This window comes from Methylobacterium sp. J-077 (assembly GCF_022829365.1).
Classification (GTDB): Bacteria; Pseudomonadota; Alphaproteobacteria; order Rhizobiales; family Beijerinckiaceae; genus Methylobacterium.
Genome location: NZ_JAKSYJ010000192.1, coordinates 1 through 23,915, shown reverse-complemented (window position 1 = coordinate 23,915; position 23,915 = coordinate 1). Strand labels below are relative to the sequence as shown.

Below are 23,915 nucleotides of genomic sequence, written 5' to 3'. Positions count from 1 at the left end.
CCTTGCGCCAGCGATAGTACGTCACCTCGGTCACGCCGATCGCCCTGATCGAAGCGGCGACGCTCTGTCCTTGTGAGACCAGCACGTCGACCTGACGCAGCTTGCTCACGATCTCCTCGGGCTTGGGTCGTTGGGCCATCGGTTCCGTCCTCTGTCGGCTCAAAAGCCATACTTCAGGGCGGACCACTTCAAAGGGGGACGATCATCGATCGGGAGATCAGGATCGAGCGACCGGACACCGCGAGCCTGGTGAGGATCTTCCGGCATCATCTCGGCGCCGGGGCGCTGGCCGGGGATTCGTTGATGCCGCTCGCGCTCGCCGCGCGCGGCAAGACCGGAGCCGATGTCGAGGCGTTCGTGCGCCGGGCCAGGGGGGCGGCGCGCCGTGCGGGACGCCAGATCGGCCTCGACGACGTCCTGGCGGAGATCCGTCAGGGCCGGATCGCGATGTCCCCGGAGGCGCGACGACGCTCCGCCATCCACGAGGCTGGTCATGCGATCGTCGGCCGGTCGCTCGGCTGCGGAGCCCTCGTCGACCTGTCGATTCACGACGGCGGCGGCCAGGCCCAGTTCGAGTACCCGGTCGACGGTGCTGCGACGCTTCCCAAGCTCGAGGCGACCCTCGCGACGGTGCTCGCCGGACGCGCGGCCGAGCAGATCGAGTTCGGTGGTGTCTCGATCTGCAGCGGCTTCGGCCCGGGCTCGGATCTCGCCCAAGCGACAGCGCTCGCCCACGACATCGACCTGCAGTTCGGGCTCGGCAAGCTCGGCCCGTACTACGTCGACCCGGCCGAACGGCATCTCTTCCTCGCAGGCGGTCTCGTCGACACCGCCGTCGATCGGCTGCGGGGGGCTTACGCGCGGGCCCGCGCTGTCCTGGAGACGCAAACGACGGCGCTGCGGGCGATCACCTTGGAACTCGCCGAGGTCGGCTACCTCTCGGCTCAGGACATCGACCGGATCATGCTGGATCATCCGGCGACTGCCAGCCCGGCCGGAACGCCGGTACCGGCGCTCGAGATGGGGGCGGCGTGATGTTCGCGCTTCCACCCGATGAACCTGATCTCGGCGACCTGCGGCCGCTGGCCGGGTCCATCGAAGGTCTGTGCGCGATCCTCGACGGCGACCGTCAGGCTGTCATCGAAGGCTTGGCCGAGATCCTGAGACGACGCACTGCGTTCGAGGCCATGAAGCGCCGCATGCAATCCAGCCGCGACGCTTTGAAAGACCCACGGGTCTGAGATCGGAAGCGTGTTGTGGCCAGGGCATTCGTTCCCCCGGCCCGTCCGACCGCGCCTCCGACCGTCATCCACGACCACAAGCCAACACCGAATCACACCAGAACCGGCCGCATCGCGTGCCGGAGCGACGGAGCACGTCCATGTCTGTCCTGAACCAGGGGCCCGGCCCCTTTCCGCATCTCGCCGAGACCGCGCGGCAATACCTTGCCATCGCCGACGACCTCGATTGCATCGCCCGTGGCCGGCACCCGGGTGAGGACGAACTGCGCGATGCGCCGAGACTATGGGAGCGGCGCGTGATCGCGTATCCCGCCCCGCATCTCGTCGGCATCGTCCTCGGCCATCCGCTGCTCAGGGACGGCCAGATCTGGACGAGCGAGCTCCTGACCTACGATCCCGAGAGCGGCTACGCCCGCACCCGCTCGAGGTTCTATCGCCTGGAATCTCCAACGCCCGATGGGAGCTGATCCGCTTCGTGGTTCTCGAAGCGCTCGCCGCCGAAGCGGATACCGGTTCGGCGTAAGCCAGCGCGTCGAATCGAGGACCGAGGGGTTCTAACGCAGCGCGTACCCGGCATCCGCCCGCTCGATCCTACCGCGGGCGGCGAGGTGCATGCCGGTCACGCTCAAACCCTCCGTCGCCGCACGGTCGAGGATCTGCCGCCGCGTCGCGATCGCCTGCGCCGGGTCGGTGTCCCAAATCACCGTCCAATCCGGATGCGGCATCTGCAGCAGCCGCGAGTGGACGATGTCGCCCCAGATCAACAGTTGCTCCGGTCCATCAGTGATCAGCACGCCCATGTGCCCCGGCGTATGACCGGGTAGAGGCAGCGCGTGGACGCCAGGTGCGAGCTCAGTCTCGCCCGAGATACGCCGGATCCGATCGGGATAGGCTGCGAGAACCGCCTGCGCCGTATCGAACATCGGGCTCAGGGCGGCGGGCGCGGAGGCCCGTGCTCCCGCATCCGACCAGTACGCCACCTCGCGCTCTTGGAGCACGAGTTCGGCGTTGACGAAGCGTGCGCCGCGACTCGGCGTCAGGAGACCGCCGGCATGGTCGGCATGGAGATGGCTCAGCCAGATGGTCTCGACTTGATCCGGCCGCACGCCTTCCGCCGCCAGCGCCGCGGTCACCCGGTTGAACCCGGGCCCGAGCACGGTGCCGCAGCCCGCATCGAGCAGAACGTACCGGTCCCCGTGCCGGATCAGGAAGGCGTTGACCGGCTCGGGTGACGGGCCGTTCGCAGGAAGGCCGGCCCCCTGCAGCAGGGCATGCCCGGCCGTGCTGTCGGCCGATGGCATCATACTCGGTTCCAGCGGAAACAGCCCGTCCCGCAGCGGCGTCACCGTCAACGCACCGACCCGGTAGGGGCCGGCGACAGGCGCGGCCGTGGTCAGTCCGCACAGGCCAAGCGGCAGCAGGGCGGAGGCGGCCAGCAGGCTGCGGCGGGAGGGTCGAGAGGACATGGGGGGCTCCGCACGGAACAGACGCCGCCATCCTCCGGGCCATGCCGGGGTCGGGCCAGGGAAGTCCTCCCGCGAACCCCCGGGCATTCTTCCCGACCATGCTGACCAGGGCTTGCGCACCCTGCCGTTCCACGTGCCAAATCAGGGCACAGTTCGAGCGCGGCCGTTACCCATGAGCCTGCCAGCCCATCTCGGCCTACGCCTCCTCGCGGTCGCCCTGCTGTGCCTGGCCGGAGCGGTCGTCTGGAGTATCTGGGAGGCGCGCATCGGCCTGGGCCGCGAGGCCGCGACCTCGGCGGATCGGCTCAGCGCACAGCTCGCGCGCCAGCCCGGCCTCGGTAGTGCCGGCCCGACCTCGATGCCTGCCGCCGCGCCGCAATCCGCGCCGGCGATCCTCATGGTCCTGCCCGGGATCTGCGCCGACATCCATCTCGGCGCGGAGATGCCCCGACGCTTCTGCGGCGACTGGGACGGGCTCGAGGCCGCCCCCGGCTGGCTGCGCACCGCGCTCGCGTGGGACGCTGAAGCCGCGCCGACGATCCGGGCGATCGTCTATCGCGAGCGCACCATCGGCAGCGTGACGGCCTGGCCCGACCCGATGGCCGGCGCAGCCCGGATCTGGGATCGCGTGCGCCTCGCGGGCGGTCTCGCCGTTGGGTTGGCTGTGGCGACGGCGCTACTCAACTGGTTCGCAGTCGCACGTCTCGTCGCGCCCGCTGGTCGGATCGTTCAGGGGCTGGACGACCTTGACGGCGTCCGAATCCGATCCCCCTTGCCGCGCTTCGCGGCAGCCGAGTTCGACCGGATCGCTGTCGCCTGTAACGGCCTCGCTGACCGTCTCGTCCGCGCCGAGGCCGAGCGCGCGGACCTGATGCAACGCCTGGTCACGGTCCAGGAAGAGGAGCGGCAGGCGATCGCCCGCGACCTGCACGATGCCTTCGGCCAGTGCCTCGCCGCCGCCGGCGCACGCGCCGCCGCGATCGAGCTGGCCGCGCCCCCTGAGCGCGAGGATCTGCGCGAGGACGCCCGTGGCATCGAGGCTATCGTCGCCACCATGCGCGAGAGCCTGCGCGGGGCACTGTCCCGCCTCGAACTGCCGGACCTCGCCGAGGTCGGACTGGTGGACGCCCTCCGTGGCCTGGTCGCGGACTGGCGGGCGCAACTCAGGGCCGGGCCCGCGCTCCATCTCGACGTCACCGGCGACCTCGCCGACTTGCCGACGGACGCGTCGGCGAGCCTCTACCGGGTCGCGCAGGAACTCCTGACCAACGCCCTGCGCCACGGACGACCGAGTCGAATCTTCCTGCGGTTGGACCGGGCGGAGGCCGGTGTGCGGACGGTGACGCTCACCCTGGACGACGACGGCGGCGGCGACGTAGCCCGCACGGCGTCCGCCGCCGGCCGTGGCCTCGTCGGCATCCGGGCGCGGCTCGCCGCCTTGGGTGGCAGCCTGTCGCTCACCGGGACCGAAAGCGGCATCCGCGCCTTCGCGACCGTTCCGACCGCTGGTTGAGGCCGCTCATGGCCACAAATATCCTCCTCGTCGACGACCACCCCGTCGTGCGGGAGGGCTACCGCCGCCTGCTCGAGCGGCAGCCGGGGCTCGTCGTGATGGCCGAGGCGGAGAGCGCAGCGGAGGCCTACCGTCAATACAAGGCGCTCACCCCGGACCTCATGATCCTCGACCTGTCGCTGCCCGGTCCGAGCGGCATCGAGGCCATCCGGCACATCCGCCAATGGGATGGGGCGGCACGCATCCTGGTGTTCAGCATGCGCACGGGGTCGGTGGTCGCGCGCCAAGCCTTCGCTGCCGGTGCATGCGGCTATGTCAGCAAAGCCAGTCCGCCGCGTGAACTCTTGGCGGCGGTGGCCGCCGTGCTGCGGGGCGAGCGCGCGATGAGCGCCGACATCGCGCGGGCCATCGCACAGGATGAGGTGACGGGCGCGCGCACGGCCCTCGACGACCTCAGCCCGCGGGAGCTCGAGATCCTAAACCTGACGGCGGCGGGCACGACGGCGCAGGCGGTGGCCGAGGCGCTGTGCCTGAGCCTGAAGACGGTGCACAACAACCTCTCGGTGATCCGCGCCAAGCTCGGCGCACGCACGGATGCTCACCTCGTTTGGATCGCCCTCGGGGCCGGGCTGGTATCGCCCTCCGAGGGACTACCGATCAAAGAGTGACGTCTTAGGATGCTTCGTGCAGAAACCTTGCTCGAAAGCAGACAGGTTAGAAATCGACCCAACCCGGTCGCCTGGATCGACATGGGCGCTTTCGATAAGCGGTCATGCCTCGGCCGCTCGATAACTGCGGCTCGGCGTGGAGAAGGGCTCTGACTTAACCCGGAAAACGCTCGAACGCCGGTAGTTCGTGCGCCGATGCCATCCACTTCACGCGTTCCGCCGTCTGCACCTGCATTTGTGGGGGGATCGCGTCGGGATCATCAAGTGCCGCGATCCTCACTTGCATCATCCCCATTTGAGCAAGGAGTGCGTTCGAAAAGAACAAGCCTGTTCCACACGACCCACAGAATGATCGCCGTCCGCCTTCGGACGAGTTGTAGACCGTTGGTTTACCCGTGATCGATACAGTAGCCTCAGGCACCATAGCCCATGCGACCATGGGGGCGCCTGATTGCTTCCGACAATCGTCGCAGTAGCACACAGAACTTGCCGCAACCTGATCCGGCACCTCGAACTGGATCGAGTTACAGTGGCAGCGTCCACGGAGCATGGGTTCGGCCTCTCAGTCAGGAGGCTGACCCGTAGCAATGTCGGGTAGCGATGTCTCCTGTAGGTCGGGAGCGGTCCGCGCAACTATGTCTGTTTTGATGCACCTGCCATCCGGGAGCGGACCGGCAAAAACCACCCATCAAAGACATTCGTCTGAACCCCGGGCGGCGGCAGATGCTGGCCGTGAGCGGCCCGCTTCGGAGTAGGTTAACTGGAAAAGCGGACGTTCTCTGCAGCGATCCGCGACAATAACGTTCGTGCAGAGAAAGGTCTGCATCGACCCCCGCTGCGAACCACAGTGGGCTCTGCTAGCCGGGCTTTATGAAGCGCGCAGTGCGCGTCCGGGCCGGCCTGTGGCCGGTGATGGTAGTCAGGAGCTTTTACCTGCCGATCAATGGCCGCTATGCCCTAGCTGGCGCGGCGATCGTGCACGCCCGCATGAGGAGAAATGAGCATCTCGTAAAGATCGTTCTGAGCAGCTGACGCACAGTCCCAAGCGTCGGTCTCGGACAAGCCGGCCCCTCGCGGGGCGGCCGCTTCTCGACCGGATTGCGGCGTTTCGCCGGGAGATTGCCGGAGCCCCGATGTCTAGCTGGCAAGATGTGGCGGCCGCCGTGGCGCTGATTGGTACAGGGCGCAGGGCCCTTCACGGGCGTATCCAACGCCGGTGCAGAGCGTCGAGTAGTGCGCAGCGTGAGAATCCACTATCTCGGCCGGCGGGCGCCGATTGATCAACGCGTTGCCAGATCAGAGCGCCTCGTATTCTGGATTATGGCGTTCGGCTGGGCGGCAGGATCATCGCGGTATCCGGGTCGGAGACGTCGCCCTCCTGCTGTTGATCGAGGGTGAGCTTGGCCGCGAGGTCCGGCACCTGCCCGTTCGCCAATTGCTGCGCGGCCGCGACTTCCTTGTCACGTGCCTGCTCCGCCGTGAGCTCGCCGCGCACCACCGCCCGAGCTAAGTTCAGGCTCAGGACATTCTCGGCCTCGCTGGCGCCGTAGACGGTGAGCGTGCCCCGCGTTCGGTCCGGAATGACGCTGCCGTTGAAGGTCGCGACGGCGCTAAAGAGGTTGAGCGGAACTTTGTAGGGCAGGCTCTGCTCCAGCACGTCGCTGTGCTTGACCGGGAAGTCGTGCTCGGCTCCGACCTTGTGCACTACCGTCCGCATCCACGGCCCGTTGCGGTACCAGATCAGCAGCGTCGCCGTCTGCTCCTGTGGTGCGCCGTACTTGTCAGCAACGGCCTCAGCGGCCTTGCGGGACGGCTCGGGCCAATCCTGCGCACGGCGCTCGGCCGCCCTCGCGGGCCCCGCGGACAGCGCAAGGAAGAGAGCGAGGATGCATCGGCTGCGGTTCTGCGAAGGCATGTACTTCCCTGACGGCGCCGGGGGCAGCACGGCCTCCTGAAGCGAATGGGAATCGCTGTCACGCCGCCGCGTTGCTCCGGATCTACGCCGGGTATAGGCCGAGTACCCGAGAATGGTTCCAGGGAGACGCCCGATGGCGCAGCCGATATCGCTGGATGTGAACGGGCGCCCGGCGCCCGTGAGCGTGGACGACCCCGATACGCCGCTCCTCTACGTGCTGCGCGATGATCTCGGCCTCCACGGACCGCGCTTCGGCTGCGGGCTGGGCCAGTGCGGTGCCTGCACGGTGCATGTCGATGGGCAGGCGGTGCGCTCCTGCATCACCCCGGTCTCGAGCCTGAAGGCGGGGGCTAAGATCGTAACGCTCGAAGGGCTCGGCAGCCTGGACAAGCCGCACCCGGTGCAGGCGGCCTTCATCGCCGAGCAGGCGGCGCAATGCGGCTACTGCATCAACGGCATGATCATGCAGTCGGCCGCCCTGCTCAACGAGACGCCGAAGCCCGACGAGACCGCGATCCGGCAGGCGCTCGCCCAGAATCTCTGCCGGTGCGGCACCCATCAGCGGATCGTGCGCGCCGTCCAGCGCGCCGCCGGCACGCTCTGACGGAGGTTGTTGCCATGAACGCACCCGTTCTTTCCCGCCGCAGCCTGCTCCTCCAGGGCGGCGCCCTCGTCGTGGGCTTCTCGCTGTCCGGCCGCGGCGCCAGCGCCCAGACCTTCGCGCCGGTCGCCACCAACGGCTTCGCGAAGCCCGTCGCCCCGGACCGCGTCGACAGCTTCCTGGCGCTCGGCGCCGACGGTCACGCCACGATCTTCTCCGGCAAGGTCGATCTCGGCACCGGCGTCGAGACCGCCCTGTCGCAGATCGCCGCCGAGGAACTCGACCTGCCGCTCGACCGCGTGACCGTCGTCCAGGGCGACACGGCGCTGACGCCGGATCAGGGACCGACCTACGGCAGCCTCTCGATCCAGAAGGGCGGCGTCGAGATCCGGCAGGCGGCGGCGACGGCCCGCGCGCGCCTCGTGCAGATGGCCAGCGAGCGCCTCGGCATACCGGCCGACGCGCTGGTGAGCCAGAACGGCACCGTCCACCCGAAAGCTGGCGGCCAGGGCCTCTCCTACGCCGACCTCGTGAAGGATGGGCGCCTCGACCTCAAGGTTGATCCGGCGGTCAAGACGAAGGACCCGGCGCAGTTCGCCCTCGTCGGCAAGCCGGTGGCGCGGGTCGACATCCCCGAGAAGATGACCGGCCGCTTCACCTACATGCAGGATTACCGCGTGCCCGGCATGGTGCATGCCCGGGTGGTCCGTCCCCCGACCATCGGGGCGGATCTGCAGGGCGTGGACGAGGCCTCGGTCGCGGACATCCCGGGACTGATCAAGGTCGTGCGCCAGGGTAACTTCCTGGCCGTCGTCACCGAGAAGGAGTGGGCGGCCGTGAAGGCTGCCAAGCAGCTGAAGGCGACGTGGTCGACATGGGAGGGCCTGCCCGAGCAGGACAAGCTCTGGCAGCACGTGCGGGCCACGAAGGTCACCAAGGACGACGTCACGAGCAGCACGGGCGATGCTGAGGCGGCGCTCGGCCAGGCGGCCCGGAAGCTCGAAGCCACCTACGACTTCGCCATCCACACCCACGGGTCGATCGGGCCGTCCTGCGCCATCGCAGAGCTGAAGGACGGGTTCCTGACCTGCTGGACGGCCTCGCAGATGACGCACGCCCTGCGCAAGCAGCTGGCGGCGATGACCGGCCTCGCGCCGGAGGCGGTGCGCTGCATCTACGTTGAGGGCTCGGGCTGCTACGGCCGCAACGGCCACGAGGACGCGGCGGGCGACGCCGCCCTTCTCGCCCGCGCGGTCGACCGCCCCGTGAGGGTCCAGTGGTCGCGCGCCGACGAGCACGGTTGGGATCCGAAGGGACCGCCGACCCTGATCGACCTGCAGGCCGGGCTCGACCCGCAGGGCAACGTCGCCGCATGGTCCTCACAGTTCCACATCCCGGAGGGAGCGGCCGGCAACGTGCCGCTGGTGGCGGCCTCACTGGCCGACCTGCCGCACGAGACCACGATGGCGCCCGGCAACATCATCGGCAACTCGGCGCTGCCCTACGCCTTCCCGAACGTGCGCACGGTCTGCCACCGGCTGGCCTCGACGCCGTTCCGGCCCTCCTGGATCCGCACCCCCGGGCGGATGCAGAACACTTACGCCAACGAGGCCTTCCTCGACGAATGCGCGGCGGCAGCCGGCGCCGACCCGCTGGAGTACCGCCTGCGCGCGCTTAAGGATCCGCGCGGCATCGAGGTGCTGACGCGGGTTGCCGACCTCGCCAAGTGGCAGGCGCGCCCCTCGCCGATGAAGGACGTCGCCGGCGACGTGCTGCGCGGCCGCGGGATCTCCTACGTGAAGTACGAGCTTAACCGTACCTACGTGGCCGGCGTGGCCGAGGTCGAGGTCAACCGCAGCACCGGGCAGGTGCGGGTGCCGCGCTTCTTCGTGGTCCAGGACTGCGGCCAGATCATCAATCCGGACGGCGTGCGCAACCAGCTCGACGGCAACGTCATCCAGACCGTCAGTCGGGTGCTGCTGGAGGAGGTCACCTTCGATCGCGGCGCCGTCACAAGCCTCGACTGGTCGAGCTATCCGATCCTGACCTTCCCGGACGTGCCCGAGGTCGTGATCAATCTGATCGATCGGCCGAGCGAGAAGCCATGGGGTGCCGGCGAACCGTCTGCCGCCATCGTGCCGGCAGCGGTCTCGAACGCGATCTTCGACGCGACCGGCGTGCGCGTGCGGTCCGTGCCGTTCACCCCGGCCAAGGTGAAGGCAGCCCTGCAAGGGGCCTGAAATGCGAGTGGGCAGGATCGTCGGGGCGCGGCGCCGGTCCTGCGGCGCGGGCCCGGATCGCAGTCTGCCGGACGCGCCGTGGACACCGAGTGGTGCCGCACCCGGCGCTCCGGAACGGTGGCGGGGTTCGACCCGAGGCAAGCATCAACACGTTCGGAGTCGAGACTCCCGATGCGCATACCACACCGCAGGCCGCTGGGATGGGCCCTGACCGCGGCGCTGCTGGTCGCCGGCCTGTCGCCTTCCGCCGCACATGGTCCGTACGACCCACCGCACCGGCTGGAGTCGCTCGGCGACCTTCCGCTGGAGAGCGGCGAGACGATCCGCAACTTCGCAATCTCCTACGTTACCCACGGGACGCTGAACGCTGCCAAGTCGAACGCGATCCTGATGACCACCGCGATCGGCGGCAACCATCATCGGATCGACTTCCTCATCGGTCCCGGCAAGGCCCTCGACACGGACCGGTACTTCGTCGTCGCCACCGACGCGATCGGCAACGGGCTGACCGCGAGCCCGAGCAACAGCACGAGCCAGCACGGCACCGCCTTCCCGCACTTCACCATCCGCGACATGGTCGAGAGCCAGAAGCGGCTCCTGGACCGGCTCGGGATCACCCACGTCGTTGCGGTGGCGGGCGCCTCGATGGGCGGCATGCAGGCACTGCAATGGGGCGTCAGCCATCCCGGCTTCATGGACGTCCTGGTGGCGCTGACCCCGATGGCGCGCACCGCGCCCTGGTCGATCGCCGTCAACGAGGCGACCCGCAAGGCGCTGATGCTCGATCCTGCCTTCAAGGACGGCGCCTACGAAAGGCAGCCCGAGCAGGGCTGGCGGCTGCGCGCCGACATCCTGCAGGTGCTGGCTGCCCGGACCCCGGAGGCCCTACGCGGGATCGCTCCGCAGCCCCTCGACATCTTGCCTCGGATGCGCGCACAAGAGGAGGCGGTGCTCAAGGCCGGCTTCGACGCCAACGACTGGATCGCTGAGACCTGGGCCTACGACCGCCACGACATCGGCCAGACCCCCGGGTTCGGCGGCGATGTCCGGAAGGCACTCGCCGCGATCAGGGCCCGTACGCTGATCCTCACCGGCGGCAACCTCAACCTGTACAATCCGGTCGAGGAGGCCCGCGAGGCCGGCGCCTATATTTCGCAGGCGAGCGTCGTCGCCGTGCCGTCCGTGCAGGGTCACACGACGGCCACGGCGACCAAAGCGGCGGACGTGGATTTCATGAACCGGACCGTCCAGGATTTTCTGGGCGCGGCCGCGCCGCGCGGTCGTTGAGACAGCGAGAGGTCAGACGATGATCGGATAGACGGTGATCGCGATCGGCGCGGCTCTGGCGGCGCTCGCCGCCGGCCCTGCCGCGGCGCAGCAGCAGGCCGGCCCGCTGCAGGTGCCGGCCAAGTCGGTGCCGGTGCCCACCGACGTCAGCCCGCAGATGGGCAAGATCATCGGCCTGCCGCTGCGGCCGAACTGGGACATACACCCGAAGGACGGCGCGGCCTGGAAGCCTGTCGCCGAGGCCGGCGCGGAGGCGCTCAAGAAGTTCGTGCCCGGCATGATCGAGCGCCTGCACGTGAAGGTTGAGCACACGACGATCGATGGCGTGCGGGCCTTCATGGTGACCCCCGAAACCGTCCCGCCGGAGAACCGCGACCGGGTCCTGGTCCACGTCCATGGCGGCTGCTACGTGCTCAACCCCGGCGAGGCCGGCCTGCCGGAGGCGCTGTTCATGGCCGGGTTCGGCCATTTCAAGGTGATCTCGGTCGATTACCGGATGCCGCCGGAGGCGGTCTTTCCGGCGGCCCACGACGACGCCATGACGGTCTGGAAGGCCGTGACGCGTACGACGGATCCGCGCAAAACCGCGATCTTCGGTACCTCGGCCGGCGGCGCACTGACCCTCGCCATGGTGCTTCGGGCCAAGCAGGAGGGACTGCCCTTGCCGGCCGCCATCGCGCCCGGAACGCCGATGTCGGACACCACCAAGGTTGGCGACAGCTTCGTGACGAACGCGATGCTCGACAACGTGCTGGTCTCACCGGACGGCTTCTACGACGAGGGTGCCAAGGTCTACGCGGACGGCCACGACCTCAGGGACCCGATGCTCTCACCCGTCTACGGTGACTTCACGGGCTTTCCGCCCGCTATCCTGACCACCGGCACGCGCGATCTGCTGCTCTCGAACACGGTGCGCGTGCATCGCAAGCTGCGCGAGGCCGGCGTGGAAGCCTTCCTTCAAGTCGGGGAAGGCCAGTCTCACGCTCAGTACATCAGGGACGATACTGCTCCGGAAACTCGGGCGGTATTCGAGGAGATCGCACACTTCTTCGACAAGCATCTCGCTCACTAGAACCTCGCCAGGGGCAGCTGGCAGCGTCCGCTTACGAGACGGTTCAACAAATAGCGCAATGGCCGGGATGGGCGCGATCCTACCGTTGATTAGACCGCGGGCCTATGTCCGTTTCCGGGCAACGCACGCAGTAACGCGTACGACTTGGCTGGGTCGCTATAAGCCCGTCCGCTTGTCAGACAGTCCTCCTCCGAAGCGCTAGTCCCGCTATCGACCCGCTTCTTCCGGCAGCATTCTCGAGCCAGAATGAGGGGCTTCACAAACCTAGATCGACCAGCGAGCGACACATCCTCTACCGACAACGGCTCAGGGAGCATACTGGCTGAAGACGGCCACGGATCGGGCATCGCGATCCATGATCTCGGCCTTGGCGGCCTCGATTTCAGCGCTTCGGTCGACGCTCCGGTAAACGAGATCGATTGCCTCGGAAATTTTGAGCTGACGCACCGCGCGGGCCAACTTTGGTCTGATTTGCCGGCGTCGATGTGGACGCTTGCGGGCGAACTGTCCCCTTTGCATCAGCACCGTTCCCCAAAGTCCCAAGTGGCGCGGCAAGTCGCGTCGAGGACAGCAGGTTTTATTTAGTACTGGCAGGCGCTGCCCCTCTCGCGAACGCCTCGACGCTGGCCCGGTAGTAAAAGGCCGCATGACAGTCGCGCTTGTCCGGCGCGGGCTCAATGCCTCGGGCGCCGATAAACCTGCTCTCGCATTCGGGGCCGGAACTCGATCATCAGGCTGGCCTGGACGCGCGCCGACAAACTTCGCCCGCCCAGGCCGACACACAATCCTCTCCTGCCGACAAACTTCCTGCGCTCGCACACCCCTCACAGAACCTCGACGCGGGTTCCCACCGGGACGCGTTCGTAGAGGTCCACCACATCCTCGTTCATCATCCGGATGCAGCCCGAAGAGACCGATTGGCCGATCGTGCCCGGCTCGTTGGTGCCATGGATGCGGTAGAGCGAAGAGCCGAGGTAGAGAGCGCGTGCGCCGAGGGGATTGGCCGGGCCGCCCGCCATGTGCCGCGGCAGGTCGGGGCGGCGGGCGAGCATCTCCGCGGGCGGCGTCCAATCCGGCCACTCCGCCTTGCGGCTGACGGTCTTGAGGCCGCTCCAGGCGAAGCCCGGACGGCCGACCCCGATCCCGTAGCGCAGCGCCCGCTGACCGGGCTGCACGAGATAGAGGTGCTTGGCCGACGTATCGATCACGATGGTCCCCGGCCGCTGCGGCCCGGCGAATGCAACCTCTTGGCGGCGGTATTCCGGCCCGACCTCCCGGGCGATGCGTGTCGGATCCGCCTCGGGCGCACCGTAGGCCTGCTGCGGCGGGGTGGCCTGCAGGGGTTCCGGATCGGCGGAAAGCAGCTCGCCGGAATACGCCGCGACCCGCTGCGGCGCCGTAGCCCGTTGCGGCCAACCACGGCCGCCGGCGCCCGCCTGACCGGTCATGAGATACTCGATCAGGCCGCCGCCATAGCCGCCGCTTTCGGCGTAACGCGCCTGCTGCGCGGCCACGGGGGCGCACAGCGAAGCCGAGACCAGGGTTGAATAGAGACCAAGACGGACCGAACCACGCATCGTCGGACGCTCCCGCGGGGGGCACAGGCCCCGATTCGCGAACGATCCGCCCGCGAGGGGCCATTCCGATGAATCAACATGGTGAATCACACCCCACGCTCGCCGCCCTCCCCGACCACCCGTGATTAGCGTGAATCGCTAGTAAATCGCTGGAGCCCACAACCACCGATAGGTCAAACACCCCGACCGCCTAGAAATCGACGGCCGCCGAGCTTGGCAGTCACAGTCCGCTAACTGATTGTGGTAGAGAGTTCACGCCACAGATCCTGAAGGCTCACGCCCCGACGATGACCCAGAAGCGCTATCGCATCGAAGACAGCCTCGGGCTTCCCGTGGTTTTGCCCGCCGCGCCGAGTCCGGACGTCTCGAACGAGCGGCTGGATCAGATCATGGGCGCGATCCTCGACCTACGCCGCATCACCCAGATGAGCGCGGACGAGACGATCGAGACGTGCCGACGCGAGCTGCACGACGCCCTGGCGATGCGCTCCGAACTCGACCTGATGAAGGAGGCGATCACCCGGACCAAGTCCGAGCTGGCGACGCTCCACCGCTCGGAGAACAGCGGCAAGGGCATGCGCCGGGCGGCGGACGAACTCGACGCGGTGGTCGAATCGACCGAGCGCGCGACGACGCAGCTGCTCAACGCGGTCGAGGAAATCGAGACGAACGCTGGTATGCTGTATACGGCGAATCTGACGCCTGGCATGAAGCAGCACGTTGATATCATCCAGGAGCGGGTGATCTCGGCCTACGAGGCCTGCAATTTCCAGGACTTGACCGGCCAGCGGATCAACAAGATCGTCGGCGTGATGAAGTTCATCGAGGAACACCTCGATCGGCTGATCACGGCCTGGACGCAGCTGGACAGCTTCCGCGATCTCATCACCGTCATGCCGGTCCCGACGGCGCTGGACGACGAGAGCAGCCTGCTCAACGGGCCGAAGCTCGACGACGATCCGGGACACGTCGACCAGAACGACATCGATTCGCTGTTCGATTGATTCGACCCAGCCGGTTCGGCGCAGCAATTTTGTCGGCCGACCCGGTCCCCCTCAGGGCCGGGAACGTTTAGATCTGCGGTATGAACCGCAGAGCCCTCTCAGACCTGCCCCCCGACACCTTCGACGACGGCCGCGACGCCGAGCGAGACGAGAGCGCCAGCGAGGCCGAAACCGCGCTGTCCGCCGAGGATTCGCCGGAAATCGATTTCGATTTCGACCCGGGCGCGGTCCAGGCCGGCACCGAGGTGATCCGCCGCTTCTGGTCGACGCTGCCGAACTCGCCCGGCGTCTACCGGATGTTCGATCATCGCGGCGACGTCCTCTATGTCGGCAAGGCCAAGAACCTGAAGGCGCGCGTCGGCTCGTATGCCCGCGGCCAGGCGCATTCCAACCGCATCGCCAGGATGATCTCCCAGACGGCGGCGATGGAGTTCGTCACCACCGCCACCGAGACCGAGGCGCTGCTCCTCGAAGCCAACCTGATCAAGCAGCTCAAGCCCCGCTTCAACGTGCTGATGCGGGACGACAAGTCGTTCCCGTACATCTTGGTCACCGCCGACGGCCCGGCGCCGCAGATCGTGAAGCACCGTGGCGCACGGCGCCGGAAGGGCAATTACTACGGGCCCTTCGCCAGCGTCTGGGCGGTCAACCGCACGGTGAACGCTCTGCAGCGCGCCTTCCTGCTGCGCACCTGCACCGACAGCTATTACGAGAACCGCAGCCGGCCCTGCCTGCTGTTCCAGATCAAGCGCTGCTCCGGCCCCTGCACGGGCGAGATCGGGACCGACGACTACGCCACGATGGCGGATGCGGCACGCGCCTTCCTGGCGGGCAAGTCCAACGCCGTGAAGGACCGGATGCGCACCGAGATGCAGGAGGCGTCCGAGGCGATGGAGTTCGAGCGCGCCGCCCGCTACCGCGACCGCATCGCCGCGCTCTCGGCGATCCAGGGGGTGCAGGGCGTCAACACCCAGGGCGTCGAGGAGGCGGACGTGTTCGCGCTCGATGAGCAGGCCGGGCAGTTCTGCATCGAGGTATTCTTCTTCCGGAACTTCCAGAACTGGGGCAACCGCGCCTACTTCCCGAAGGCCGACCGGTCGATGACCCCGGAGGAGGTGCTCGGCTCGTTCATCAGCCAGTTTTACGACGACAAGCCCGCGCCCCGCACGGTGCTGACGAGCCACACGATCGAGGATGCCGAGCTGGTCGCCGCCGCACTGTCGAGCCGGGTCGACTACCGGGTGGAGATCCACAAGCCGAGCCGCAGCGAGCGGAAGAACCTCGTCGAATATGCCCAGCGCAACGCCAAGGAGGCGCTGGCCCGGCGGCTCGCCGACACGGCCTCGCAGGGCAAGCTGCTGACGGCCCTGGGCCAGGCCTTCGGCATGGACCGGACGCCGCGGCGGATCGAGGTCTACGACAACTCGCACATCATGGGCACGAACGCGGTGGGCGGGATGATCGTGGCCGGCCCGACCGGGTTCATGAAGACGCATTACCGCACGTTCAACATCAAATCGGAGGAACTCACCCCGGGGGACGATTACGGCATGATGCGCGAGGTCCTTCAGCGGCGCTTCAAGCGCCTCGTCAAGGAGGCGCCGCGCACCGAGCTCGAGGCCGCTGCAGCGGACGCGGAGGGCGGCGCGCCGGAGCCGAGTCCTGTCCCCGCGGAGGACGGCGAGGCGTTTCCCGCCTGGCCGGATCTGGTGCTGATCGACGGCGGCAAGGGTCAGCTCGACGCCGCCCGCACAGCGCTCGACGAGATCGGGGTCTCGGACGTCCCGCTGATCGGCATCGCCAAGGGCCGCGACCGCGATGCCGGGCGCGAGACGTTTTTCGTGCCGGGCCGGCCGCCGTTCAAGCTTCCACCGCGCGACCCGACCCTCTACTTCGTGCAGCGGCTGCGCGACGAAGCCCACCGCTTCGCCATCGGCAGCCATAGGGCCAAGCGCAAGCGTGAGATGATCAAGAATCCCCTGGACGAGATCGCCGGCATCGGCCCCAGCCGCAAGCGCGCGCTGCTGCACCATTTCGGGACCGTGAAGGCGATCGAGCGGGCCGCCTTCGAGGACCTGGCCAAGACCCCCGGGGTGAATGCCGCGACCGCCCGCGCGGTCTACGATTTCTTCCATGCCGGCGCCTGAGGATCCCGCCGTCACGGCCGCACCCGCGGTCAAGACGTTGACGCCCGGGCAAAGCTCTGATTTCACCCCGGCCATGAACGCCGTCCTTCCTCGACGCCGGTCACCGGCCTGGACGCTCGCGAATTGCCTGACCTACGGGCGCCTCGTCGCGGTGCCGGTCATGGTCGCGTTGCTGTTCTGGCCCGACTCGCACACCGCGCGTTGGACGGCGCTGGGCGTTTTCGTGGTGGCCGCGATCACAGACTACCTCGACGGGTATGTTGCGCGGACCTACCATCAGAGTTCCGCGCTCGGCCGGATGCTCGACCCGATCGCTGACAAGCTGCTGGTCTCGGCCTGCCTGCTGATGCTCGCGGCCGACCACACCATCGTCGGCTCGTCGATCTGGGCGGCGATCGTGATCCTGTGCCGGGAGGTGCTGGTCTCCGGCCTGCGCGAGTACCTCGCCGAGCTGAAGGTCGGCGTGCCGGTCAGCAAGATCGCCAAGTGGAAGACGACCGTGCAACTCGTAGCACTCGGCTTCCTGGTGGCCGGCCCCGCGGGCGAGCGGGTGCTGCCCGGCACGGAGGCGATCGGCCTCGCGCTGCTGTGGCTCGCGGCCGCCCTCACGATCTGGACCGGCTGGGACTACATGCGGGCCGGGATCAAACACGTGATCGACGACCCGCGCTGAAGGCGCGATCTGCGATCCCTTTCCGGCACGGTGACGCCATGAAGCTCGTCTATTTCGCCTGGGTCCGCGAGCGGATCGGCCGCGCCGAGGAAGAGTTGGCCCCGCCGCCGGAGGTCGCCACCGTCGCCGATCTGGTCACTTGGCTGCGCGGGCGCGGCGAGGAATACGCCTACGCCTTCGAGGATCCGGGCGTCGTGCGCGCGGCTATCGACCGGGCCCATGCAAGGCCGGATGCGATGATCGCGGGCGCCGGCGAGATCGCGTTCTTTCCGCCGATGACCGGCGGCTGAGTCCTCCCCGGCAAGTCCGGCACGTAGTCCGCCAATCTTGAAAGCGCGGCTGTCCCGGGGTCTTTCGCGGTGTCGCTCCGGCCGTGATTTAAGCCGAACGGCGTGCGGGCCGAGCCGCGTTCGCTTACGGGTTCGGCCCGCTTTCCTGCGCATCGTCCCAAGAGTCGGTCTTGGGCTCTGGGATCGGTGTTTCAACCACCAGAAATTGCGGAACGCTCAAGCTGGGGCCACCGTTACTCGGGACTGAAATCGGACCCGGAGTCCCCGCATGCGCACCACCCTCCTCGCGGCCGCCGCTCTGCTCAGCGTCGGCGCCGCCGCCCAAGCCCAGACCACCGTGATCGAGCGCGACCGGCCCGCCGTGGTGGTCGATCGTCCGGCCACCGAGTCGAAGTCCGTCACCGTCCACGATCACGGCGATGGCTGCGTCACCAAGACGGTGCGCAAGGAAGACGAAATGGGTGATTCCAAGACCGTGAAGAAAGAGACCTGCGACTGAGCCATGTCCATTTCCCGGACGGTCTTCCGTCCGGGATTCTCGATGCGGGCATCACCCCCGAGATCGCCGCCGTTTCATCGACCCAGATGGATCTTCCGGTTGATTGACGTCACGCGTGATGCGTTTCCCTTCGGCAGCCTCGATCTCCGGCGCCAGCCCAGCCGCCAGAACCGCGTTCATCCGTGTCTGCCAGCCGGGGCCCTAGGCTTTGTAAGCGGCCAGCACATCTGGCGGTACACTCATCGATACGGGCACGGCCTTCGCCTCCGCCCTAGGCCGTCCTGCACGCTTCAGGAAAGCCTCCGCCATCTCGGCCGGCATGCCGTGTGGACCGGGACGCGCTGAGGCCAGTTCGGCATCGGTCAAAGGTGGATTGTCGGAGACCTCATCCCAGTCAGCCTGGGTGTAAGCCTCCTTCGGGGTGTAACCCGGCGCTTGCTCAGCCTTCGGCATAGCTGGCCTTCTCCTTTGCGTTGGCCGGCCGCACACTGACGACATCGATCGCCTCGGACCCAAGTGGGGAGACGATCGCAACCACGACGATCTCGCCGCACCAGCTGCCGATCAGCTTGAACCGTTGACGTCCGGTGCGGCTGGGTTTGGTCGTGATGGTCAGAAAGCGGTCGAAGCTGAACGCGGCTTCGAACTCGGCGAGATCAATGGCGTGCTTGGCGGTGTTCGCCTGCCGCCTTGGTTGACCGTAGGTAAACCGTACGCATTCGGTATATACCGAAAACTCGATGCAGCTAGGGATTCTGTCGATACGACCGACCTCTATGAAGCGGCGAAACGCCTTGAACGTGCCACAATCGTTCCCTTAGCCGCCCAACACCTGGGATTCGGATGGACAACATCCGGAACGGTGGCATCTAGGGCAAGTGTGGATCGGCTCGCAGGAGAGCCGCCCCTGCCGGGAAGGATATGCGGATGTCGATAGACGCCCAGATCGTCGAGACTCTCTCGAAGGTCACCACCGCCACGATCACGACGATCCTGCTGAAGAAGGGGCTCCGGAATGTCTGGCTGCGCGGCACCCGGCCGCTGAGGCCCAGTCAGCCCCGGATCGTCGGCCGCGCCTTCACCCTGCGGTTCGTCCCAGCCCGCGAGGATCTCGCCACCCCGGAATCCTGGTCGTCCCCGACGTCCACCCGGGCGGCGATCGAAGCGATGCCGGCCGGCTGCATCGCGGTCGTGGACGCGATGGGCGTCACCGATGCCGGCATCTTCGGCGACATCCTGTGCGCGCGCATGGCCAAGAAGGGCGTGGCCGCCCTGGTCACGGACGGGGTGGTGCGCGACGTAGCGGGAGTCCTGGGTACGGGCCTGCCGGTCTGGTGCCAGGGCGCGGCGGCCCCGCCTTCGGTGGCCGGGCTGACCTTCGTGGCCTGGCAGCAGCCGATTGCCTGCGGCGGCGTCGCGGTGTTCCCAGACGACGTGATCGTGGTGGACGAGGACGGCGCGGTGCTGATCCCGGCGGCTCTGATCGAGACCGTAATGGAGCTCGCCCCGGAGCAGGAGCGCTTCGAGGGCTGGATCATGGAGGAGGTCGGCAAGGGCGCGGCGCTTCCGGGCCTCTACCCGCCGAACGCCGAGAACAAGGCGCGCTACGAGGCCAGCAAGAGCTGACCGCCGAGCATTCGGCGCCTCCCGGGTCCTCGCAGGGTACTCCGTGTGACGGGAGGGAGGCTGCCCGTCACAGCTCCACCATGACCAAGACCATGCGCTGGCCTTCAGCTTCGTCGTGTAGGGCGGCGGCGGATCCCCGGCCCCCCGTCTGGGGGGCGGTCCGCGGCACCGCGACCCTGTCCACGGCGCTGGCGTTCTTGCTCTACTTCCGGATCCTGGCATGGGCGGGGGCGACCAACCTCTCGCTGGTCACCTTCCTGATCCCGGTCTTGGCGATCTTGCTGGGGGCGCTGGTGCTGGCGAGCCCCGTCTCGGCATGGCCCTGATCGGCGCCGGACCTGGCGGCCATCGACGGCTGCCTGCTCCGCCACGCCTTGCACGCGATTCATGAGCGAAATTCGCGCCTCAGCGCCAGCCAGCGTCGATGAAGTAATTGTGGCCCGTGCACATACGGGCATCGTCGGAGGCCAGGAACAGCACGAGGGCGGCGACGTCGGAGGGCTGGATCCGGCCGTCGAGGCACTGGGACGCGACGATCTCGGCCTCACCATCCGGGGTGTACCAGCGCTCCTGGCGGGGCGTCTGGACGTTGCCGGGCACGATTGCGGAGACCCGGATACCGTCACGGCCGAGATCGCGGGCGAGCGCCCGGGTCATCCCCTCGATCGCCGCCTTGGCGGTCTGGTAGAGCGGCATCTCCTTCAGCCCGAGATGCCAGCTGATCGAACCGAAGTTCAGGATCACGCCGCCGCCGGCCCGGCGCATCGCCGGCACAGCGGCCTGCGCGGCAAAGAACAGGTGACGCAGATTCACCGCCATCCTGTCGTCCCAGTAGGCCGGCGTCACGTCTTCGAGCTTGTGACGGTCGTCGTTGCCGGCATTGTTGACCAGCACGTCGAGGCCGCCGAGCACGGTCTCGGCCTCCGCCACCAGGGCGCGGACCGCCTCGACATCGGTGAGATCGCAGCGCCGGTAGAGCGGCGGATGCGCCGCCCCGGGGGAGAGCCGCGCAACCAAGGCTTGTGCGGGCTCATCGGCTATGTCGCAGAACACGACGCGGGCCCCCTGGGCGACGAAGGCTTCGACCAGACCTTCGCCGATTCCGGAGGCGCCGCCCGTGACGAGGATGCGTTTTCCGCGAAGGGATGGATAGATCGCGCGCGTGGTGGATGACGACATCGGCAAATCTCCGAAGGCTGAGGCGTCGCGGAATCACCGAACCCCGCGACGGTTCTTCGAAGAGTCGCCGTTCAGCCTCGTCGCGACAATCCCGCTTCGACGGATCGTTGCACGGCGGGGGTCTGCGGCCATTGTCCAAACGTTAACGCTTGCGGACTCAGATCGGTGCGTCTTCTAGAAAGGAACACGCGATGCCTCTGCGCCTGGAACTCAAACCGTTCGAACGGCTGATCATCAACGGCGCGCTGATTCGCAACGGCGACCGGCGCTCGACCTTCCTGATCGAGACGCAGTGCAAGTTTTTGCGCGAGAGCGAGATCATCACGGAGAGCGAGGCCGACACGGCCTGCAAGCAGATCCACCTGACCCTGACGGTCATCTATCTCGCCGACGACCCGGCATCGGGCATCGACCTGTTCTTCCGGCAGGCCGCGGAGCTGATCCGTCTGGCGCCGGCTGCGGCCCCGCAGATCGCCGCCATCGCGGAGGCCGTGGAGGCCGGGACCTTCTATCCGGCGATCAAGCTCGGCCGGAAGCTCGTCGAGTGGGAGAGCGCGGCCTTGGCCCAGGCGGCCAAGCCCCCAGAGCCCGGCGCGGCGGCCTGACCGCGCCGAAGCCCGATCTCAGCCCGGATTGCCCTGGAGGCCGGCCGCGATCTCGTTGTTGATCGCCACGAGGTTGGCGATCTTTTCCGGGGTCGGCGCAATCATCGTGTCGACGCAGGTGCGCAGCACGAACACGCCCAGGTTGCCGATGCCCTGCTTGATATCGGCCGGCAGCGGATTCTCGTCGGCAGTCGCTTCGGAGGCCAGGATGGTCCAGACGCGCTGGTTGAACGACAGGGCGTCGTTGAGCGGCTTGGTGTCGCCCGCGGCGAGCCCGTGGCTGGCGCCGATCAGCTGCTGTGCCGCCTTGATCAGGACCGCCGATTCGGCTTCGCGCGGCGTCAGAGAGGCGGACCGTGACGTCCGGGCATAGGCGTTGGCGGCGTAGTTCATAGGCGGTCCAGCCCCGTCTTCAGACCTGCCGGGTGGGCAGGCTTGCGTGTAGCTGTCGCAGATCAAGTGTTAAGGTCGCGTGAGCATCCTGTCCGCCATGATCCCGCCGGGTTGGACAGAGACCAGGGGCAGTGGTCGCAGAAAGCCGGCCACCGGATCGCGCCAGAGATGTTGAATTTCTTCCTCGGAACAGTGGCTGGTGGTTTGATCGCCGCCGTTCTGACCATCGCGGCCGCTCGTCAGCCGGAGGTTCAGGCCCGCCTGGGGTTGAGGCCGGCCCAGGTGACGGCGGCCCTGGCCGCCATCCCGAAACCGCGCGAGCCGGATTGTGCCAGGCCGGCCGAGAGCCCGACGGTGGGCACGCGGGACATGTTGTTCAACCGCCAGCGGTTCTGGTCGGTGGCGCCGTGATTTGGTGAGGCCGAGTCTCGGATCGGGCTCGGTGGCAAGCGTCACGCGCACGCTCATCCGTCTGCGAGCTACGGACCGATCAGGTTTGTGTAACGGACGCGGCCGCATCGTCCTCAGTTGGAGGCGCGGATCCCCTCTCCATGGGCAGGCACAGGGTGAGGGGTGCGAGCGTTCCGGAACGACCCAATCTCTCCCCCCGAATGTCTTCCGAACGGGCTATGATATTCACATAGCGTCTGCAGCGTGGCGCGATGCGCTCTCCTCCCCTTGCGGGAGAGAGTTGGAGGTGGGGGTGGTGCAGGATCGAACGGTGCGGTGCCGTCTGCACCAACCCTGACCCCTCCCCACAAGGGGAAGGGGAAAAGCGTGACCTGACCGGCTGGCTTTGGACCGGGCTGATTGAGAGGATCAGCCAGGACCAAAGGAGTTGGACATGCGGCGAGGTCAGAAGACGGGTGCGGAGCAGGTCGTGCTGAAGCTGCGCCAGATCGAGGTGCAGACGGCCCAGGGCAAGAGCTTGGCCGTGGCGTGCAAGGAGGCGGAGATCTCCGAGCAGAGCTATTACCGCTGGCGCAAGGAGTACGGCGGCCTCCAAGTCGACCAGGCCAGGAAGATGAAGGACCTGGAGCGCGAGAACGCGCGGCTGCGCCGGCTCGTAGCTGACCTGTCCTTGGAGAAGCAGGTGCTGGCGGACGTCGCCTCGGGAAACTTGTAGCCCCCGAACGACGCCGGCAGGCGGTCGACGGCATCCGAGAAAAGTATGGTCTCTCGGAACGTCATGCCTGCCGGATCGTCGGCCAGCACCGCGGCACGCAGCGCTACGTGCCGACCGTGCCGGCCGATGAGGATGCGCTGACCCGCGCCATCATCGCCCTGGCGTCCGAGTACGGGCGCTATGGCTACCGCCGCGTCACCGCGCTGCTGCAGGCAGCGGGGTGGCAGGTGGGCAAGGATCGGGTTCAGCGCATCTGGCGTCGCGAGGGGCTAAAAGTCCCCAGCCGACATAAGCCCCGCAGCCGCCTGTGGCTGAACGACGGCTCGTGCGTGCGCCTGCGCCCGCTCCACCGCAACCACGTCTGGAGCTTTGACTTCGTGCAGGCCCAGACCCACGACGGCCGGAGCCTGCGCATCCTGACGCTGATCGACGAGCACAGCCGGACCTGCCTCGCGCTGAAGGTGGCGCGGCGCATCAACAGCGTCGGCGTGATCGAGGCTTTGGCCGATGCGATGTGCCTGCACGGCATCCCGGAGCACATCCGCTGCGACAATGGCCCTGAGATGATCTCCAAGGCGCTGCGCAAATGGGTCGCCAAAGCTGGCTCACAGATCCAGTACATCGCACCCGGCTCGCCGTGGGAGAACGGGTATTGTGAGAGCTTCAACGGCAAGCTTCGTGACGAGTGCCTACGCCAGGAGATCTTCTACTCGTTAAGGGAGGCGCAGATCGTGATCGGTCTGTGGCAAAACACCTACAACCGCGTCCGACCGCATTCGTCGCTGGGCTATCG

At 67.6% G+C, this 23,915-nt stretch carries 28 protein-coding genes and 1 pseudogene; 19 read left to right on the top strand and 10 right to left on the bottom strand.

Annotated features, from left to right (window positions below; all coding sequences use genetic code 11):
• Positions 1–139, bottom strand: a pseudogene (locus tag MKL11_RS22585) (IS3 family transposase); the annotation flags it as partial.
• Positions 140–249: 110 nt separating this feature from the next.
• Here MKL11_RS22585 and MKL11_RS22580 point away from each other — a divergent pair.
• From MKL11_RS22580 to MKL11_RS22570, 3 genes are all read left to right on the top strand, one after another.
• Positions 250–1,035: a hypothetical protein gene (locus tag MKL11_RS22580; protein WP_243947476.1), complete on the top strand. Its 786-nt coding sequence runs from the start codon at positions 250–252 to the stop codon at positions 1,033–1,035.
• On the top strand, positions 1,035–1,241 hold the full coding sequence (locus MKL11_RS22575; protein ID WP_243947484.1) for a hypothetical protein: 207 nt from the start codon (positions 1,035–1,037) through the stop codon (positions 1,239–1,241). Before MKL11_RS22580 ends, MKL11_RS22575 begins: the two co-directional genes overlap by 1 nt.
• Positions 1,242–1,381: 140 nt before the next feature.
• On the top strand, positions 1,382–1,708 hold the full coding sequence (locus MKL11_RS22570; protein ID WP_243947474.1) for a DUF6634 family protein: 327 nt from the start codon (positions 1,382–1,384) through the stop codon (positions 1,706–1,708).
• Between the two features lie 87 nt (positions 1,709–1,795).
• Here the strand turns inward: MKL11_RS22570 and MKL11_RS22565 are convergent, their stop codons facing one another.
• Complete coding sequence (locus MKL11_RS22565; RefSeq protein WP_243947473.1) at positions 1,796–2,707, bottom strand: MBL fold metallo-hydrolase; 912 nt, start codon at positions 2,705–2,707, stop codon at positions 1,796–1,798.
• Between the two features lie 172 nt (positions 2,708–2,879).
• Here MKL11_RS22565 and MKL11_RS22560 point away from each other — a divergent pair, with 172 nt between their 5' ends.
• Positions 2,880–4,220: a sensor histidine kinase gene (locus MKL11_RS22560; protein WP_243947472.1), complete on the top strand. Its 1,341-nt coding sequence runs from the start codon at positions 2,880–2,882 to the stop codon at positions 4,218–4,220.
• Positions 4,221–4,228: 8 nt separating this feature from the next.
• A complete protein-coding gene (locus MKL11_RS22555) occupies positions 4,229–4,888 on the top strand; it encodes a response regulator transcription factor (RefSeq protein WP_243947471.1) in 660 nt (219 codons plus the stop codon).
• Between the two features lie 154 nt (positions 4,889–5,042).
• Here MKL11_RS22555 and MKL11_RS22550 read toward each other — a convergent pair whose 3' ends face one another.
• Together MKL11_RS22550 and MKL11_RS22545 are read right to left on the bottom strand one after the other, a co-directional pair.
• On the bottom strand, positions 5,043–5,438 hold the full coding sequence (locus tag MKL11_RS22550) for a GFA family protein (protein WP_279600658.1): 396 nt from the start codon (positions 5,436–5,438) through the stop codon (positions 5,043–5,045).
• Between the two features lie 768 nt (positions 5,439–6,206).
• Positions 6,207–6,803, bottom strand: coding sequence for a hypothetical protein (locus MKL11_RS22545; protein WP_243947470.1), 597 nt, complete (start codon positions 6,801–6,803; stop codon positions 6,207–6,209).
• Positions 6,804–6,936: 133 nt separating this feature from the next.
• Here MKL11_RS22545 and MKL11_RS22540 point away from each other — a divergent pair, with 133 nt between their 5' ends.
• The 4 genes from MKL11_RS22540 (at position 6,937) to MKL11_RS22525 (ending at position 12,003) form a co-directional block, all read left to right on the top strand.
• Positions 6,937–7,407: a (2Fe-2S)-binding protein gene (locus tag MKL11_RS22540; protein ID WP_243947469.1), complete on the top strand. Its 471-nt coding sequence runs from the start codon at positions 6,937–6,939 to the stop codon at positions 7,405–7,407.
• 14 nt (positions 7,408–7,421) lie between these two features.
• Positions 7,422–9,644 carry a xanthine dehydrogenase family protein molybdopterin-binding subunit gene (locus MKL11_RS22535; protein ID WP_243947468.1) on the top strand — a complete coding sequence of 741 codons (2,223 nt, stop codon included), beginning with the start codon at positions 7,422–7,424 and terminating at the stop codon, positions 9,642–9,644.
• 171 nt (positions 9,645–9,815) lie between these two features.
• A complete protein-coding gene (locus tag MKL11_RS22530; protein WP_243947466.1) occupies positions 9,816–10,931 on the top strand; it encodes an alpha/beta fold hydrolase in 1,116 nt (371 codons plus the stop codon).
• 34 nt (positions 10,932–10,965) lie between these two features.
• Positions 10,966–12,003: an alpha/beta hydrolase gene (locus MKL11_RS22525; RefSeq protein WP_243947464.1), complete on the top strand. Its 1,038-nt coding sequence runs from the start codon at positions 10,966–10,968 to the stop codon at positions 12,001–12,003.
• A 306-nt stretch (positions 12,004–12,309) separates the two neighbouring features.
• Here MKL11_RS22525 and MKL11_RS22520 read toward each other — a convergent pair whose 3' ends face one another.
• Positions 12,310–12,462 carry a hypothetical protein gene (locus MKL11_RS22520; protein ID WP_243947462.1) on the bottom strand — a complete coding sequence of 51 codons (153 nt, stop codon included), beginning with the start codon at positions 12,460–12,462 and terminating at the stop codon, positions 12,310–12,312.
• Positions 12,463–12,827: 365 nt separating this feature from the next.
• A complete protein-coding gene (locus MKL11_RS22515) occupies positions 12,828–13,580 on the bottom strand; it encodes a L,D-transpeptidase (RefSeq protein ID WP_243947460.1) in 753 nt (250 codons plus the stop codon).
• Positions 13,581–13,867: 287 nt separating this feature from the next.
• Between MKL11_RS22515 and MKL11_RS22510 the strand changes: the two genes are divergently transcribed.
• From MKL11_RS22510 to MKL11_RS22490, 5 genes are all read left to right on the top strand, one after another.
• Complete coding sequence (locus MKL11_RS22510) at positions 13,868–14,584, top strand: protein phosphatase CheZ (protein ID WP_243947458.1); 717 nt, start codon at positions 13,868–13,870, stop codon at positions 14,582–14,584.
• Between the two features lie 80 nt (positions 14,585–14,664).
• Positions 14,665–16,731: an excinuclease ABC subunit UvrC gene (gene uvrC, locus MKL11_RS22505; protein ID WP_243947456.1), complete on the top strand. Its 2,067-nt coding sequence runs from the start codon at positions 14,665–14,667 to the stop codon at positions 16,729–16,731.
• Positions 16,732–16,804: 73 nt separating this feature from the next.
• Entirely contained in the window at positions 16,805–17,404 is a 600-nt protein-coding gene (gene pgsA, locus MKL11_RS22500; RefSeq protein WP_243947480.1) for a CDP-diacylglycerol--glycerol-3-phosphate 3-phosphatidyltransferase, read from the top strand.
• 38 nt (positions 17,405–17,442) lie between these two features.
• Positions 17,443–17,694 carry a molybdopterin converting factor subunit 1 gene (gene moaD, locus MKL11_RS22495; protein WP_243947454.1) on the top strand — a complete coding sequence of 84 codons (252 nt, stop codon included), beginning with the start codon at positions 17,443–17,445 and terminating at the stop codon, positions 17,692–17,694.
• Between the two features lie 268 nt (positions 17,695–17,962).
• A complete protein-coding gene (locus MKL11_RS22490; protein ID WP_243947452.1) occupies positions 17,963–18,193 on the top strand; it encodes a hypothetical protein in 231 nt (76 codons plus the stop codon).
• A gap of 201 nt (positions 18,194–18,394) precedes the next feature.
• Here the strand turns inward: MKL11_RS22490 and MKL11_RS22485 are convergent, their stop codons facing one another.
• Positions 18,395–18,646, bottom strand: a complete 252-nt coding sequence (locus tag MKL11_RS22485; protein WP_243947449.1) for a BrnA antitoxin family protein — start codon at positions 18,644–18,646, stop codon at positions 18,395–18,397.
• A complete protein-coding gene (locus MKL11_RS22480; protein ID WP_313900773.1) occupies positions 18,633–18,935 on the bottom strand; it encodes a BrnT family toxin in 303 nt (100 codons plus the stop codon). Before MKL11_RS22480 ends, MKL11_RS22485 begins: the two co-directional genes overlap by 14 nt.
• A gap of 185 nt (positions 18,936–19,120) precedes the next feature.
• Between MKL11_RS22480 and MKL11_RS22475 the strand changes: the two genes are divergently transcribed.
• Entirely contained in the window at positions 19,121–19,819 is a 699-nt protein-coding gene (locus tag MKL11_RS22475) for a ribonuclease activity regulator RraA (RefSeq protein WP_243947447.1), read from the top strand.
• 80 nt (positions 19,820–19,899) lie between these two features.
• Positions 19,900–20,145, top strand: coding sequence for an EamA family transporter (locus MKL11_RS33615; protein ID WP_409565896.1), 246 nt, complete (start codon positions 19,900–19,902; stop codon positions 20,143–20,145).
• A gap of 79 nt (positions 20,146–20,224) precedes the next feature.
• On the opposite strand, the gene MKL11_RS22465 is transcribed toward MKL11_RS33615, so the two are convergent.
• Positions 20,225–20,998, bottom strand: coding sequence for an SDR family NAD(P)-dependent oxidoreductase (locus MKL11_RS22465; RefSeq protein ID WP_243947445.1), 774 nt, complete (start codon positions 20,996–20,998; stop codon positions 20,225–20,227).
• 191 nt (positions 20,999–21,189) lie between these two features.
• On the opposite strand from MKL11_RS22465, the gene MKL11_RS22460 reads away from it, so the two are divergent.
• Positions 21,190–21,603, top strand: coding sequence for a flagellar biosynthesis repressor FlbT (locus MKL11_RS22460; RefSeq protein ID WP_243947442.1), 414 nt, complete (start codon positions 21,190–21,192; stop codon positions 21,601–21,603).
• A gap of 18 nt (positions 21,604–21,621) precedes the next feature.
• Here MKL11_RS22460 and flaF read toward each other — a convergent pair whose 3' ends face one another.
• Entirely contained in the window at positions 21,622–21,996 is a 375-nt protein-coding gene (gene flaF, locus MKL11_RS22455) for a flagellar biosynthesis regulator FlaF (RefSeq protein ID WP_243947440.1), read from the bottom strand.
• A 168-nt stretch (positions 21,997–22,164) separates the two neighbouring features.
• Here flaF and MKL11_RS22450 point away from each other — a divergent pair, with 168 nt between their 5' ends.
• Complete coding sequence (locus MKL11_RS22450) at positions 22,165–22,407, top strand: hypothetical protein (protein WP_243947438.1); 243 nt, start codon at positions 22,165–22,167, stop codon at positions 22,405–22,407.
• A 433-nt stretch (positions 22,408–22,840) separates the two neighbouring features.
• Positions 22,841–23,915, top strand: a protein-coding gene (locus tag MKL11_RS22445) for an IS3 family transposase (protein ID WP_243947436.1) whose coding sequence is annotated in 2 segments (ribosomal slippage) — positions 22,841–23,108 and positions 23,108–23,915 — 1,076 coding nt annotated over the 2 segments. Because the reading frame shifts where the segments join, the coding sequence is not laid out codon by codon here. This gene is flagged as partial in the annotation.

Excerpts from the sequence above, each read along its gene's own strand:
- MKL11_RS22575 (WP_243947484.1), top strand. The coding sequence starts at position 1,035 with ATGTTCGCGCTTCCACCCGATGAACCTGATCTCGGCGACCTGCGGCCG.
- MKL11_RS22570 (WP_243947474.1), top strand. The coding sequence starts at position 1,382 with ATGTCTGTCCTGAACCAGGGGCCCGGCCCCTTTCCGCATCTCGCCGAG.
- MKL11_RS22565 (WP_243947473.1), bottom strand. The coding sequence starts at position 2,707 with ATGTCCTCTCGACCCTCCCGCCGCAGCCTGCTGGCCGCCTCCGCCCTG.
- MKL11_RS22560 (WP_243947472.1), top strand. The coding sequence starts at position 2,880 with ATGAGCCTGCCAGCCCATCTCGGCCTACGCCTCCTCGCGGTCGCCCTG.
- MKL11_RS22555 (WP_243947471.1), top strand. The coding sequence starts at position 4,229 with ATGGCCACAAATATCCTCCTCGTCGACGACCACCCCGTCGTGCGGGAG.
- MKL11_RS22550 (WP_279600658.1), bottom strand. The coding sequence starts at position 5,438 with ATGCTCCGTGGACGCTGCCACTGTAACTCGATCCAGTTCGAGGTGCCG.
- MKL11_RS22545 (WP_243947470.1), bottom strand. The coding sequence starts at position 6,803 with ATGCCTTCGCAGAACCGCAGCCGATGCATCCTCGCTCTCTTCCTTGCG.
- MKL11_RS22540 (WP_243947469.1), top strand. The coding sequence starts at position 6,937 with ATGGCGCAGCCGATATCGCTGGATGTGAACGGGCGCCCGGCGCCCGTG.
- MKL11_RS22535 (WP_243947468.1), top strand. The coding sequence starts at position 7,422 with ATGAACGCACCCGTTCTTTCCCGCCGCAGCCTGCTCCTCCAGGGCGGC.
- MKL11_RS22530 (WP_243947466.1), top strand. The coding sequence starts at position 9,816 with ATGCGCATACCACACCGCAGGCCGCTGGGATGGGCCCTGACCGCGGCG.
- MKL11_RS22515 (WP_243947460.1), bottom strand. The coding sequence starts at position 13,580 with ATGCGTGGTTCGGTCCGTCTTGGTCTCTATTCAACCCTGGTCTCGGCT.
- MKL11_RS22510 (WP_243947458.1), top strand. The coding sequence starts at position 13,868 with ATGACCCAGAAGCGCTATCGCATCGAAGACAGCCTCGGGCTTCCCGTG.
- uvrC (WP_243947456.1), top strand. The coding sequence starts at position 14,665 with ATGAACCGCAGAGCCCTCTCAGACCTGCCCCCCGACACCTTCGACGAC.
- pgsA (WP_243947480.1), top strand. The coding sequence starts at position 16,805 with ATGAACGCCGTCCTTCCTCGACGCCGGTCACCGGCCTGGACGCTCGCG.
- moaD (WP_243947454.1), top strand. The coding sequence starts at position 17,443 with ATGAAGCTCGTCTATTTCGCCTGGGTCCGCGAGCGGATCGGCCGCGCC.
- MKL11_RS22490 (WP_243947452.1), top strand. The coding sequence starts at position 17,963 with ATGCGCACCACCCTCCTCGCGGCCGCCGCTCTGCTCAGCGTCGGCGCC.
- MKL11_RS22485 (WP_243947449.1), bottom strand. The coding sequence starts at position 18,646 with ATGCCGAAGGCTGAGCAAGCGCCGGGTTACACCCCGAAGGAGGCTTAC.
- MKL11_RS22475 (WP_243947447.1), top strand. The coding sequence starts at position 19,121 with ATGTCGATAGACGCCCAGATCGTCGAGACTCTCTCGAAGGTCACCACC.
- MKL11_RS33615 (WP_409565896.1), top strand. The coding sequence starts at position 19,900 with ATGACCAAGACCATGCGCTGGCCTTCAGCTTCGTCGTGTAGGGCGGCG.
- MKL11_RS22465 (WP_243947445.1), bottom strand. The coding sequence starts at position 20,998 with ATGTCGTCATCCACCACGCGCGCGATCTATCCATCCCTTCGCGGAAAA.
- MKL11_RS22460 (WP_243947442.1), top strand. The coding sequence starts at position 21,190 with ATGCCTCTGCGCCTGGAACTCAAACCGTTCGAACGGCTGATCATCAAC.
- flaF (WP_243947440.1), bottom strand. The coding sequence starts at position 21,996 with ATGAACTACGCCGCCAACGCCTATGCCCGGACGTCACGGTCCGCCTCT.
- MKL11_RS22450 (WP_243947438.1), top strand. The coding sequence starts at position 22,165 with ATGTTGAATTTCTTCCTCGGAACAGTGGCTGGTGGTTTGATCGCCGCC.